The following is a 14479-nucleotide window of genomic DNA, read 5'->3' on the forward strand; positions in this document are numbered from 1 at the left end:
CTTTTAAACCACACTCTTAGACTCCAGTTCTGACCAACGATGATAAAGGGATTCAATTTCTTTTTCTAAAAATCCAATTTTAGAATAGTATTCATTAATTTTTTGACTATCCGACTGAGTCTCTGGATCATTAATTAATTTTTGCGTCTTTTGCAATTCCATTTCTTTAGACTGAATGACTGACTCCATTTTTTTAAACTCAATCTCTTCCTTATAACTCAAACCTTTTTTTTGAGGGCCTTTGGCTTTTTCAGTCGCTTCTATTTTTTCTGGTGATTCTAGAAAGTTCTGATCCTTATTTGTAAGTTGTTTATTCTGTAAGTACCAGCTTTCCCATTGGAAATAGTTACTGAATAATTCATATTTTTGATCCTCAATGGATAAAATTTGATTACAAACACGATCCATAAAGTACCGGTCATGGGAAACCAATACAATGCCACCTGGAAAGGAATCTAGTGATTGTTCTAGGGCCATAAGGCTTTCTAAATCTAAATCATTTGTGGGTTCATCAAGGAGCAACAATTGCGCTTCTGTTAACATCAGCTGTGCTAAGCGAAGTCTGCTTTTCTCGCCACCTGATAATTTTTCTGCAACCAAGTCCATTTGTTCATAGGAAAAACCAAATCTTTCCAAATAGGATTTAGCAAAAATATATTCCCCCTGATAATGAACATAGTCTCCTTGGGGACAAATATTTTTTAATAGTGAAATATCGTGTTTGATGGTGTCCTTGGATTGTTCAAAATAAGAAATATTTATATTTTCGGCAATATTCAGTTTTCCCGAATCCGGAACCAGCTCTTTCATGATCATTTTTAATAAAGTACTTTTCCCTGAACCATTTTTTCCCATAATGCCTAATCGTGATTTACTGGAAATTAAAAAATTAAAATCATTCCATATTTTTTGTTCCCCGTAAGAAAAATAAACATGGGTAAATTCAACTAATTTTTTGGGTCCTTTTTGTTCACCGAAATCAAAGTTAATATCTTTGATATTCACTTTGGCTTTTAGATCTTTGACCTCATCAGAAAGCACTTCATGACTCAAGATACGTGCTTTTTGCTTCGTCTGACGTGCCTGGGCACCGCGCCTCAGCCATTCGGTTTCGCGGGTCAAAGTATTTTTCTTCTTTTCAAGAGTGGATTTTTGCTGCTCGAACAACATGATTTTATTTTCCAAATGAGTGGCAAAATCAGTTTTAGAGTTTAAAAGGTAATTGGGGTTTTTCTTGTCCAGATCAAGAATCTGAGTGCAAGTTCGTTCCAAAAACAACCGGTCATGGGTGATCATTAAAAATGACAAATTTTGTTCAGTTAAAAAATCTTCTAACCAGAGAATAGAATCCACATCTAAATGATTTGTGGGCTCATCGAGGAATAAAAAATCAGGATTTTTGGCTAACTCTCTAGCTAAGGCCATCCTCTTTTGCATCCCTCCTGAAAACTCAGAAAACTTTCGTTCAGGATCTACATCTGACAAGCTTAATTTAGCTATCCACTCGAAAGCATGGGCATAGTCATCGGTCACTTGAAGAATGTTATCAAGCCAAGATTTACTTTCATCGAATTCAGGCTGTTGTTCCAAAAAACCAAAGGAGATTCCCGTCTTATGAACGATCTCTCCTTTATCAGGCTTAATTCTTTTTAATATAATTTTAAGCAAGGTTGACTTGCCCACTCCATTAGGACCGATCAAACCAATCTTATCATTTTCATTAATTCCAAAACTAATATTTTCAAAAAGAGTTCGGCCTCCAAAAGAGTGAGATAAATTTTGACAAGAGACAAGTAAGCTCATGATTCTCCTATATCGTCGTCTTCATTTAATTGCAAAAGAATTCGCTCTGCCAATATTTTGCTAAAACCTTTAAGCCGAGCTATCTCCTCAGCCGAAGCTATCCTTAGATCTTCGATGGAATCAAAATGAGTGAGCAAGATTTTTTTTCTTTTTTCCCCCAAGCCAACTACAAAATCGAGTTCACTTTCTAAGGTTTTTTCTTCTCTTAATTTACGATGAAAAGTGATAGCAAACCGATGTGCTTCATCCCTGATATTAATCAAAATATTTAAACCTTCTGAGTTTTTTCTAAAACTCACAGGATTTTGTCTTCCAGGAATAAAGACTCGCTCTTCTGATTGGGTTAAATTTTCCGCTCTGAAATCCGAATCGGTTCTGGCCTTGGCTAAACCCACCACTGGAATATGTTTTTTATTTAGCTCTTGTAAAATTTTGACAGCCTGGGACAGCTGCCCCTTCCCTCCGTCCACGACAATCAATTGAGGGTCTTCCCACTCGGTATGTTGAAAGCGACGGGAAATCACTTCGTACATAGAGGCAAAATCATTTTGCCCTTCCACGGTTTTTATTTTAAAACGTCGGTAGTTTTCCTTTGAGGGTGTTCCCTCTTCAAAAACTACTTGGGAAGCTACATTCTCACTTCCTTGAAAATTTGAAATATCATAACATTCTATGCGTTGAGGCCGAGAAACTAAACCCAACTTTTCCTTAATTTCATCCAGACCCAAATATTTTTCTTCATTTTTTTGAATTTCCTTTTCAAAATGAGATTTAGCATTTGCTGAACACATTTCCATCAACTGACGGCCCTTTTCATCCGTGGGAAAGCGAACCTTGATGACTCTGTCCGCTCTGGTTTCTAATACTTTAGCCAAGAGGACCATTAAATCCGTTCCAAAATCAGAACCTACAAGAACAATATCTGGAATGATATTTTCATCATAATATTGATTGATAAAAGAGACAAACCACTCCCTCTCGTCTTCATTGGGATCTTCTGGGTTGAGGGTTAAGAAATGAGATCTATTGCCAATAATATTTCCCTGTCGGATATGTAATGTTTCCACCACACAACCTCGCTCATCGCCGTGATAGGTGATCACATCTTGGTCCCTATCCGACTGGGCATTGATAACCGATTGCTTTTCTAAAACGCTTTTCATTGCCTTTATAGAATCCCTTAACTTCGCCGCTGGTTCAAATTTTTCTTCGTCGGCCAGGCTCATCATTTTTTCTGTTAAAGCTTTTATGACTTTTCTATTTTGCCCTTTCAAAAACAACAAAGCTCCTTCGATTTCTTGCCGGTACTCTGACTCAGAAATATAACCCACACAGGGTGCTGAACACCGTCCGATTTGATAGGTTAGACAAGGCCGTTTTCGACTTTTAAACATGCTATCTGAACAATCTCTGATTTTAAACGTACGATTTAAAAATCGAATGGTACCACTCACTGCGTAACCGCTGGTATAAGGTCCAAAGTAAATACTGGAATCTTTTTTGACTTTACGACTTAATAACAAACGGGGGTAATTCTCTTTCCAAGAAAGACGAATGTAGGGATAACTCTTGTCATCTCGTAACCGAATATTATATTTAGGTTTGTATTTTTTAATTAAAGAGGCTTCCAGTAAAAACGCCTCCACTTCGGTTTTTGTGATAATGTACTCAACAGCCCTGATGTTTTGAATTAAAATTTTCGTTTTTCCTGAATGATCCAGATTTTGAAAATAACTTCGTACTCGGTTTCTAAGAATTTTGGCCTTACCAACGTAGATCACCTTATCTACTTCATTTTTCATTAAGTAAACACCACTTTGAGTGGGAAAATCTTTTACTTTTTCTTTGATTTCATCAAAAATTTCACTCATAAGATTTATCAGCTCGACTCATCTGTACGGCCCAAATCATTAAGACTCAGTGATTCTCGTTGATTGAGATCTAGAATCTCTATCCGTTTTATTTCGTCACGAATTTTTGCAGCCTCTTCAAACTCAAGATTTTGAGCTAATTTTTTCATTTTTTGTTTTAATTTTTCTAAGTTCTTTTGTAATTCATTTGGCTTTTGCTTAAGTATTTCTGCTTTTTTATTTTCACTCATTAAATCATAAGTTCCCAAGGACCCGTCAAAAAGATTTCCAAGTCCTTCTCTGATTTTTTTCTTAATTGTTTCCGGGGTGATCCCATGGGTTTGATTGTATTTTTGTTGGATCATTCTTCTTCTTTGGGTTTCCGCCATGGCCTTCTTCATTGAATCTGTCATTCTATCTGCATAAAGTAAGACTCGACCCTCGGCATTTCTCGCTGCTCTTCCGATGGTTTGAATCAAGGATCTTTCTGAACGTAAGAATCCTTCTTTGTCTGCATCCGTAATGGCGACTAAACTGACTTCAGGAATATCCAATCCTTCACGTAATAAATTGATCCCTATAAGAACATCAAAAACTCCTAATCTTAAATCCCTTAGAATTTCCGTACGCTCGATGGTTTTGATTTCACTATGTAGGTACTTGACCTTAACACCTACCGATTCATAGTATTCAGTTAGATCTTCAGCAGATCGCTTGGTCAAAGTCGTGATTAAAACTCTCTCTTTCTTTGCCACCCTGATTTTAATTTCTTTTAATATATCATCGACCTGAAAACGCACAGGACGCACTTCAATTTCTGGATCCACCAATCCTGTAGGACGGATTATCTGCTCAATAATAATTCCTTGGGATTTTTCCAATTCATAATGAGAGGGGGTCGCCGAAACATAAACCACTTTATCCATTGTCTTTTCAAATTCGCTAAAATTTAAAGGACGATTATCTAGTGCTGATGGCAACCGAAATCCATGCTCCACCAATGTTAATTTTCTTTGTCTATCGCCTCGGTACATTCCACCAATTTGAGGAACGGTGACATGAGATTCATCGATAAAGGTGATAAAGTTATTTGGAAAATACTCAATCAAGGTCGGCGGCGGTTCGCCAGCTCCCCTGCCAGTAAGGTGTCGCGAGTAGTTTTCAATTCCAGAACAAAAACCCATGTGTTCGATCATTTCAATATCATAGTAGGTTCGCTGTTCCAGTCGTTGAGCTTCAAGAGGTTTGAGTTGTGACTTTAATTCCTGAAGACGCTCCCTGAGCTCGTCTTGAATTCTCACAATGGCCTTCTTTAAATTTTCCTCACTAGTTGCGTGATGACTTCCAGGATAAATTCCAATTTGGTCTAACTCTTCTAAGATTTTTCCTGTGAGGGGATCTACCCAAGAAATTTTTTCGACGTAGTCTCCAAAAAATTCAATTCGCAAAGCCCGCACATCTTCATAAGTTGGAAAAACTTCGACAATATCTCCTCGCACACGAATGGTGCCTCGATGAAAATCAATATTATTTCGTTGGTATTGAATGCGTATCAACTCTTTTAAAAAATCATCTCGTTTCAGTGCGGAGTTACTTACCACATGGACCATCAAATTTTCATAGGCTTCAGGACTGCCGAGGCCATAAATACAAGAAACAGAGCTCACGATAATGACGTCCCTGCGATCAAACAATGACCTGGTTGCTGAGTGTCGCATCCGATCAATTTGGTCGTTGATTGCCGAATCTTTTTCAATATAGGTGTCGGTCGAAGGTAAATAGGCCTCTGGTTGGTAATAATCATAGTAGCTGACAAAATATTCTACTGCATTTTCAGGAAAAAGTTCTTTAAACTCGCTGTAGAGCTGAGCTGCCAATGTTTTATTTGGAGCGAGAATGAGAGCTGGCTCATTTAATTGTTCGATCACATGGGCCATGGCAAAGGTCTTACCACTTCCTGTAACTCCTAAAAAGGTTTGATGTTGAATGCCCTTCTTAAAGTGCTCGATCATTTGTTCAATAGCCTTGGGCTGATCCCCGGCAGGCTTAAACGAAGAAATTAATTTGAAATTTTTTTTATACTTTTTATTCAGGCTCATTCTCTAAATTAAAATTTAGAGGTTTATTGAAAAAGTGCAAGGGATTTAAGAACCACCTGATAAATACCCCAACCTAGAGGTATTAAAACAAAAAGCCAGGAATAAACCAGTTGTGTTTTTTCAGACATCATTAACTCCTTATTTTTGATTCTCAGTCAGTGGTTTCACTAACATGTTGGCAATAAAACCAATCAATAGCACTATCAACATCACATACAATGTAAAAGAATAACTTTCAGCTAGAGGCACCCCTTGGGCCAACTGTCTTTCCTTGATATAAGTGATTAAAACAGGCCCCAAGATTCCGGCTGTTGACCAAGCTGTAAGTAATCTTCCATGGATGGCTCCTACGTTATAGAGCCCAAAAATATCCTTCAGATAGGCAGGGATCGTGGCAAAGCCCCCACCATACATGCTCAATATCAAACAGCAAGTGATCACAAACAACATCAATTGATGATTTTTTCCTAGTGTGGGTATCAAAGCGTATAACAATAAACCTAATCCAAAATAAATAGCGTAGGTTAATCTTCTTCCTAAACGATCAGAAAATGTCGACCACAAAAACCTTCCACTTAAATTGAAAATGCTCAAAAGCCCTACAAAACCGCCGGCGGCCGCAGGAGTCACCAACCCACCAAACATTTCCTGTATCAAGGGCGACGCCTGGGAAAGAAGAGCAATACCCGCCGTAACATTGGTACACAATACCACCCACAGCAACCAAAATTGTTTCGTACGAATTGCTTTTTCAACACTCACATTCAAAACACCCTTGGCTGTATCCATTTTATTTTCGTTGAGAGAGGACTTATTGACGACAGGCTTAAGCAACGCCGACTTAGGAATTTTAATATTCACCACACCAAAAGACATCATTACAAGGTAAATCGCACCCATGGCAACAAAGGTAGAAAGAACACCATTGGAGGATGCCGTTTTAAAATGATTCATTAACGTGATAGCTAAGGGAGAACCAATCATAGCTCCTCCACCAAAACCCATAATCGCTAGTCCCGTTGCCATTCCTGGCCTGTCAGGGAACCACTTCATCAATGTGGATACCGGGGAAATATAACCAAGGCCCAACCCGATACCACCCAGAATTCCATATCCCAAGTAAACCAACATAATCTGATGAAAATAAATTCCAATGGAGGAAAGAAAAAATCCTCCAGAAAAACAAAGTGTGGAAAGAAACATGGCTTTTCGAGGACCAACCTCTTCCAACCATTTACCAAATACAGCCGCCGACAAACCCAGCATCACAAAGGCCAGGGAAAAAATCCAAGTTACCGTCGAAAGTTTCCAATCAGCAGCATCGGCATGATCAACGCCAATTAATTGAGTCAAGGGAATATTAAAGACGCTGAAGGAATAGGCTTGGCCGATCGATAGATGAATGGCCAAAGCCGCTGGAGGAATCAACCATCGATTGAAATTATCTGGAGCCACAGTTTTTTCTTTTTCAAAATAAGACCACATGAACAAGATCCTTGAATAGAGGTTTAAGAGATAGAAAGCAATTCACCCGACCTCTTAACACAAAATCATCTGACAATATAGAAAAATTTTTTATGCTGCCTTTTCTTCAGCTTCCCAAATATCAAGCTGAATCTGTAGGTTCATCCACATTTTAGGACTGCTCTTAAGCACTTTACTAATAAGAACAGCAAATTCAGCACTCATGGCTCTTTTACCGCCTATGACCTCATTGAGTTTCGTTTGCAACGTAGACTTCTTTGACAATCCGCCCGATGCTTCAACCAGAAGTTCTGCAAAATAAGACTGACTATAGCCCAGCTCATCCAGCCACAGACTTTTTAGAATCTCTCCAGGATGAGAGGGCTTTCTTGTGGATCGTTTTTTAGGGTATTTCTCCATCAGTTCCTCCTAATGATAATCTTCAACTCTAACATCAAAGAATTCATTTTGTTCAAATCTAAAAGTAATTCTCCATCCTGAGGTTTTATGAATGTCTATCGCCCATTGCCCTTTACGTTTACCTAAAAGCGGGTGAAGTCGGACACTCGGTGGGAAGCCATTCATCTTTAGCTCTTCAAAATTCTCAACGGCCTCCATAACCTCAAGCAAATGAATAGCACGTTGCCAATACTGCTTGGGCAATCCCTTACAAGTTCCATTGTGGTAAAGGTCAGAGGCGATCTTGTTGCCAAAGTCCCTAATCATGTGGCCATCCTTTAAACCTCCTTGAAATATACTATATTACGGTAATGTAGTAAAGATAAATCTTGCGACAGTCGATGCCGGCCATGACGAAATCATCACGAGGCAGCCGCCTTGACTATAATCGCACTTTTAACAAAAAATGTCTTGAAAAGCCCCCTTTTTTAGACAATTATTGTACAAAAAAGGGGGCTTTTTTGTTCAGACAGCAGGAAGAATACATTCACGCATGGTTCAATAAAACTATAAGTCGTAAGCCTTTGATTCTTTCTATTTGCATTAAATAATCCCACAAAAATTATCGATGTTATTGAAGATATTTTGAATTTACAATTAAGTAAATCAAAACAGAAACTACTTTTTTTAGACGAAATCCAAGCAACCCCCGCAGCCCTGCCCTGCTTAAGATATTTTTATGAAGAAATTCCAGAGTTACCTGTTATTGCAGCTGGGTCTCTGCTCGAGTTTATGCTAAATGATCATAGTTACTCGATGCCTGTTGGGCGAATTGAATTTTTGCATATGGGGCCGATGAATTTTAATGAGTTTTTAATAGCAAAGAAAGAAACTTATTTTTTAGAAAAACTATCGAAAATTAGCTTTAATCAGTTAGATAAAATCTCTGATGATTTTCATAAAAAAGGACTAGAATTAATTCGTGAATTTTTATTTATTGGTGGTATGCCAGAAGCCGTAGCCAATTATATTGAAAATGGGGTTGATTCCGTTGCTCCAATCCATGCGCAAATCCTTCAAACCTGCCAGAATGATTTTGTTAAATATGCAAAAAAAACTCACCTTGATAAGATTCAAAAAGTATTTCGTTATTCATTTCTTAATCCATGTCAAAAAATTAAATATTCCAATATCTCAAAAGACGATCTGACGAGGAATGTAAAATTCAATTTACACCTTTTAGCTCAGGCAAAAGTAATAGCCAAAGTACTGCATTCCAACTGTTCTGGACTTCCACTAGAAGTAAGTGAAGATGACTCTATTTTTAAAATTTTAGCTCTCGATGTTGGCCTGATGAATCAGCTGCACGGCTTAATTTTGAAAAATTTTAAAAACTTTAACGAACAAGAAATAATTACAGAAGGCTTAATTGCAGAGCAGTTTGTAGGGCAGCATTTATTATATCGAAATCAACCCTATATGGAACCCAAACTTAATTACTGGTTGCGCGAAGGAAAAGAAAAAAATGCAGAAATTGATTTTATAATTGAAAAAGAAAATAACATCCTAGCCATTGAAGTCAAAGCTGGAGCTGCTGGAAAAATTAGATCTCTTCATCAATGGATGAAGGATATTCCCTATAAAAAGAAAAAAGCTATTCGCTTTAATTTATCTAAAGGAACCATTGAAAAGGTAAGCTATCAAATGGAAAAAGGGAACTTAGAATACTCACTTTTAACTCTTCCACTTTATTTGATCCAACATTTTATCGAATCATAAACCCATTCTTTCATTGAAAATAAATGTCTATTCAAACTGGATTAGTTGATTTTTTGTACCTTCAATCAGGCAAGTGTGATTTGTGTTTTTTTGAATATCTGAAGCCAGATTTTGGAAATATATATTCATTTCGTCTAAAAGCTCTCTTTGACTGACAACTTCACTGAGCGCTAGTGCTGCAACCTCTGGATCGTGAATGTGGCCAATTCTGTTCCATAATGTTTTAAGACCAGAGATTTGAATGCGGCTAATTAACGAATGTATCACACTTGCTCCAACAAGATAACTTGGATGATAGCCATCTTTATCAAAAGTTCGAAATAGATTATTATCGAAGAGGCGAAGAATATTTCCATTTAGGTTTTTACTTGCAATCTGAAGATCATGACAAAACAGAGTTCCTACTTTTTCAAATGGGATACCATCATGCCAAACCTCTTGAAGCTGAACCCATACAGCCAATCCTTCGTTAAGGATGGCATGGGGAAAATGCCCATGACCTTTCCACCACTCTCCGGGGTAGGAGGTATAAGAATGTACCAACTCGTGTAACAAATAAGACGGTGGAAGGTTTTGACCAACAAACACAAGATAATTGCCTCGTGAACCGCCTGATACGATTGGATTAAATTGAAAACCAACATTCTTTGCAGTTTTAAGATCGTTTAAAAAATACACGTCTTGAGTTTTTTCCTTCTTAATAGAAAAAAGAAAAGTAATCTTTTCGAACCAGTCCTGCATTTTTTTAGAATAAAAAGCTCGCATATCCGTAGTTAGCGGTTGGGCTGCAATCAATCTTCCTGAGTAAATCGAGGACTTACTCCATTCGTTTGAAAATTGAGACCATACCGGCTGGAGATCTAGGCCTATTCTACAATTGTTAGAGCTGCAAATATAAGCCAAATTTAGAAAATCAAAAAAACCAGAAGGACCATTACTGACCTGAAATTTTGAATTGATTTTTATTGAATTTCCAAAAGCATAATACCAAGGCAACTGGTGACAAATCGATAAAGAGTTTGGTTCCCAGAATTGGCGACAGAATCTTTTTATGTCGAAATTCTGATAGGAAAACTCGGCATTGATGTCAACCACTAACCTATCAGGCCCAGTTAAAATAGAGTCGGCGATAGCCCCAAGCGAAATCAAAATAAAGAAAAAAAATATTGCGATTTTTTTATTGAGACTCAATTTTACCTTCCGAGTGTTACGAGCTTACGACAATCATTTAATAGCTTCTAACCTTGTTTTTCGAAGTATGTTGAGTGGAGTTCCTGAATTGCAGTTGGTTCCTGATAAACCACATTCCCACATCACTGCATGTACAGGATTTTCCATCGTTGCTAAATTAATTTTTCCTGTTTGCCGGTCAATATGTAGTACTGTTTTAACAACCTCAACCCCTGCTAAAGCCTGATATTTACCGTTAGGTTGCAATTCAACTTGAAAGAAATTATTTTTCTGATCATCTGAATTCATCTCCAACCAGTTCCAACCAAGTGGAAAGTCAACCTTGCAGCCTTTTTTGGGTGGAATATTATTAACTATGAAAATAGCGGACTCAACACTTAGTTCCGCAAGTTCCAATTCAAAATCTAAACAATCTTGGCCAAAAAGTACATTTCGTTCCCTATTGGTCCATGAGTTGGCTTTTCCTTCCTCAGAAACAAAACTTTTATCCCCCGGCATTCTTAGATTGATTTGTTTAAATGCAATCATTGCGTTTGCATAAAAGTTCAGAGTATCTAACAAAGGACCTATTCTCATATTGGCGGGTGGAACTTCCATTGAAAAAGATGAATCTAGACTTAAAATCTGAACATAATCTGGGGGCAACGGAAAAGGATTATGATTCATTGATATTTCGGACCATTTCCACTTTTCAACATTTGACTTTACTTCAATGGTTGCCACTCCCTGATATTCAAAAATGGAATGAGCATTTATTTCTTGAGTGTTCGAAATTCGATAACTTAAAGTGTTACCCTCAACGTACTTACGGGTAATTACTTGCGCTTCAACAGTAAAATATTTAATTAACAAGAAAACTAAAACAAAGGCTTTCATAGAAAATGAGTACCTGATACCTTGAATCCCTGTCAAAATATTATCTTTTCTAACCTATTTTCATAGGAAAATAATTCATTCCAAAATACTGTTTTTACTTTACTGGCAAAAACCCCTAAATGAAGTATTATTTTTGACTCTATACTCGCATAGATAAATGCAAAAAGTTGGAGGTAGAAAGTTGGAGATTTATTGAAATGGTGAGCAAAGAAACGATTGTTTTTTTACGAAATTTTTTTGAATATAAAAATGGTATTCCTTCTCATCTGGTTAAATCTCATTCCAGCAGCTCAAATCTTGGAACTTCTAGGAAACAAAAAACCTTCAGTAAGTACGACCCCATCGAATCAGTATGGTGCTGGCCAAAATTCCACTACTGCCTCTCTCGAAGTAACCTATTAAAAGCAAAGTCTTCCATGAGGATCAAAGGTTTTTTCAGTCTCTGGGTATCGCTGTCAGATTGGAGGCTCTTGGCAAAAGCGAACTTATCCTGAACCTATGACCTCCGTATCTGGATACACTTGGCAAAGAAAATTTAAAGCTAATGTGGGCGATCGCTATAGTGGATATTGCGGTCACTATGAATTTGTTTTTCTGGGACAAAGATTAAAAACATTTCGAGATATTAAAAGGCTTTAAGCGTCAGAAGTGTTCTGAACGAAGGTTTTGTATTTTTAACTGCCCTTCTGTGTTATACAATTGTTCTACATTTAAAATGCGGTGTAACTACACATGAAGATAACAGACTTCAACCAGATAATGAAAGAATCATGGACAATTCGAATAATCGATCAGGGATAGAGGCTGCCCAAAATCTAATAAATGAGAACAAATTCAATATTGAAAATCTGGAACAAAAAGGCTTAGACGCATTAAGAAAAAAACAACTTAATGTGATTAACCCAAGTTTGACCATTCCCGAGGAGCCAAAATGAAAAAAATAATCTTTAGTTTTTTTATCTATACAACTCTATTGTACTGCACCTGTTTCGGCGACACATTTTGGGGATCTGACTTTTTAACGGTCAGCGAGGCTCAAAAGAAATGGGGAATTTCAACATTCGTAGGTGAGAAGTTTAGAAATGCTTCAGAAAAAGACAGGGGCCCCATGGCAACAGATGCAATCAAAAGAAAAGTATATGTGGGCACAGATATGCTCGCAGTTCGTAAAATTATGGGTACACCCAACAGCTATTTTTTCAGCGACACCATTTACGCTTATAAAATTACAGAGCCCGCAACAAATAAAGAATCATGGCAATTAATTTTTGTTCCCGACGATAAATTAGAGAAGGTTAAGGAAGTTAAAATTCGAAAAAAGTGTTGCTACAAATCTCCATTATAAATGTCAGCCAAAAAATCAGAAAAATAAAATTTTATGAAAATAACTAAAAAAATTCTCGCAAACAATTTGCATTAAGTTTTTTTGGTTTCTATTCTAGGAAATAAGGGAGTCCCATCACTCAAATGAAATTCTTTCATCACAAAATTTAAGGACTCTTCTTTATCCATTTGAGCTCCTAATAATTTTCTCGCACTTTCGGCAGAGTCAGGAATAAAGGCCGTCAACAATACCGTGATAAAGTTTAAATTTAACAAGGCCGTGTACATCACACGTTGAACACCTTGCGGGTCATCTTTCATTTTCCATGGCTCTTTTTGGTTGATGTACGAATTCAACTGCCTGACTCCTGACCAAATGGTATTCAGTGCTCGGTGATGTTCTCGCTCTTGCATCTCTTCTTTGACTTTGGCGTAAAAGTCCAATTTAAAATCCACAGCACCGCTGAGATTCACAGATTCTTTGGATTGAGTCTCGGGGGATTGAACATCGCTAGGTTTCACTATGGAGCCTAGACTTCGCAAGGAAAGCTTTACAACCCTCATTAATAAGTTGCCATATTCATTGGCTAGCTCATTGTTATGAGCCCTGATCACTTCATCTGTCGAGAAAGCTCCATCCTGTCCTGATGGAATGGCTTTTAATAAATAATACTTTAAAGAATCAATATGAAATTGTTCTAAACACTCTTCGGGAGAAACCCCATTCCCTGCCGTCTTGGACATACGTTTGCCATCGGAACCCAAGACCATGCCATGAACATAAACCTGCTTAGGAATTTCAAGACCGGCCGATTTCAACATGGATGGCCAAATCACCGAATGAAACCATGAAATATCTTTTCCTATGACGTGCATGCTGGCTGGCCAATTTTTTTGAGCTGAAATATCTTGAGAGTTCACATCTATAACAGCACCCGTATAATAATTTATAAGAGCATCAAACCAAGTGTAAACTACCATGTCTTTGTCACCAGGAACGGGGATTCCCCATCCTTGATTGGGTCGAGAAATAGAAAGATCCAAGAGCTTGTCGCCATCGAGACGGCTCAATAATTCACTCCGAATATTCGAAGGAAACAAGAACTCTGGATTATTTTTAATATATTCAGTGATCCAATCTTGGTATTTAGAAAGGCGAAAAAAATAACCATTTTCTTCCATAAACTGAAGATCGGTCTCGTGAACTGGGCACTTCCCATTTTTGGATTGGGTCTCTGTATAAAAAGCTTCGCAGGCAAGACAGTAATGACCACTATAGCGATCTAAATAAATATCCCCATTGGCTTTTAATTTTTCCCAAAACCAAGCGACAATTTGATAATGCCTTGGTTCAGTGGTTCTAATAAAATCATTATTTGAAATTTTTAAATCTGCACACAACTTCCTAAATTTCAGGACATTCTCGTCCACATAATTTTGGGTAGAGGAAGCCCCCGCTTGCTCGGCCGCTTTGCTTAACTTCTGTCCATTTTCATCAGTTCCCGTCAAAAAGAAAACGTCATTTCCCATCAATCGGTACCAACGAGCATAGCAGTCTGAAACAACTTTTTCATAGGCATGCCCTAAATGAGGAGCTCCATTGGGATAGTCAATTGCTGTGGTGATAAAGAATTTCTGCTTCATTCCGATTCCTTGTTACATGTAAAGATCTTAAGAATTTATCATGATGAATCT

Annotated in this window: 12 protein-coding genes; 2 read left to right on the forward strand and 10 right to left on the reverse strand. The window is 37.5% G+C overall.

The genetic code is table 11. The features are described 5' to 3' along the window. Positions 1-3 precede the first annotated feature (3 nt). The 7 genes from J0M15_05805 to J0M15_05835 form a co-directional block, all read right to left on the reverse strand. On the reverse strand, positions 4-1803 hold the full coding sequence (locus J0M15_05805; GenBank protein ID MBN8536547.1) for an ABC-F family ATP-binding cassette domain-containing protein: 1800 nt from the start codon (positions 1801-1803) through the stop codon (positions 4-6). Then, positions 1800-3674, reverse strand: coding sequence for an excinuclease ABC subunit UvrC (gene uvrC, locus J0M15_05810; GenBank protein MBN8536548.1), 1875 nt, complete (start codon positions 3672-3674; stop codon positions 1800-1802). The genes J0M15_05805 and uvrC overlap by 4 nt, the downstream gene beginning before the upstream one ends. 8 nt (positions 3675-3682) lie before the next feature. After that, a complete protein-coding gene (uvrB, locus tag J0M15_05815) occupies positions 3683-5752 on the reverse strand; it encodes an excinuclease ABC subunit UvrB (protein ID MBN8536549.1) in 2070 nt (689 codons plus the stop codon). 23 nt (positions 5753-5775) lie between these two features. Continuing rightward, positions 5776-5883, reverse strand: coding sequence for an oxalate:formate antiporter (locus J0M15_05820; GenBank protein ID MBN8536550.1), 108 nt, complete (start codon positions 5881-5883; stop codon positions 5776-5778). A gap of 7 nt (positions 5884-5890) precedes the next feature. After that, positions 5891-7237: an OFA family MFS transporter gene (locus J0M15_05825; protein ID MBN8536551.1), complete on the reverse strand. Its 1347-nt coding sequence runs from the start codon at positions 7235-7237 to the stop codon at positions 5891-5893. Positions 7238-7327: 90 nt separating this feature from the next. Beyond that, entirely contained in the window at positions 7328-7636 is a 309-nt protein-coding gene (locus J0M15_05830) for a HigA family addiction module antidote protein (GenBank protein ID MBN8536552.1), read from the reverse strand. Positions 7637-7645: 9 nt separating this feature from the next. Next, entirely contained in the window at positions 7646-7942 is a 297-nt protein-coding gene (locus J0M15_05835) for a type II toxin-antitoxin system RelE/ParE family toxin (GenBank protein ID MBN8536553.1), read from the reverse strand. A gap of 318 nt (positions 7943-8260) precedes the next feature. Here J0M15_05835 and J0M15_05840 point away from each other — a divergent pair, with 318 nt between their 5' ends. Then, on the forward strand, positions 8261-9394 hold the full coding sequence (locus tag J0M15_05840) for an ATP-binding protein (GenBank protein MBN8536554.1): 1134 nt from the start codon (positions 8261-8263) through the stop codon (positions 9392-9394). A 27-nt stretch (positions 9395-9421) separates the two neighbouring features. Here J0M15_05840 and J0M15_05845 read toward each other — a convergent pair whose 3' ends face one another. Together J0M15_05845 and J0M15_05850 are read right to left on the reverse strand one after the other, a co-directional pair. Continuing rightward, positions 9422-10585 (reverse strand): hypothetical protein, encoded by a 1164-nt coding sequence (locus tag J0M15_05845; protein MBN8536555.1) that lies wholly within the window; start codon positions 10583-10585, stop codon positions 9422-9424. A gap of 33 nt (positions 10586-10618) precedes the next feature. Next, positions 10619-11497, reverse strand: coding sequence for a hypothetical protein (locus J0M15_05850; GenBank protein MBN8536556.1), 879 nt, complete (start codon positions 11495-11497; stop codon positions 10619-10621). Positions 11498-12392: 895 nt separating this feature from the next. On the opposite strand from J0M15_05850, the gene J0M15_05855 reads away from it, so the two are divergent. After that, positions 12393-12806 (forward strand): hypothetical protein, encoded by a 414-nt coding sequence (locus J0M15_05855; GenBank protein ID MBN8536557.1) that lies wholly within the window; start codon positions 12393-12395, stop codon positions 12804-12806. A 71-nt stretch (positions 12807-12877) separates the two neighbouring features. On the opposite strand, the gene J0M15_05860 is transcribed toward J0M15_05855, so the two are convergent. Beyond that, complete coding sequence (locus tag J0M15_05860; GenBank protein ID MBN8536558.1) at positions 12878-14428, reverse strand: methionine--tRNA ligase; 1551 nt, start codon at positions 14426-14428, stop codon at positions 12878-12880. Positions 14429-14479 lie beyond the last annotated feature (51 nt).

Source organism: Deltaproteobacteria bacterium (assembly GCA_017302835.1).
Classification (GTDB): domain Bacteria; phylum Bdellovibrionota; class Bdellovibrionia; order Bdellovibrionales; family Bdellovibrionaceae; genus UBA2316.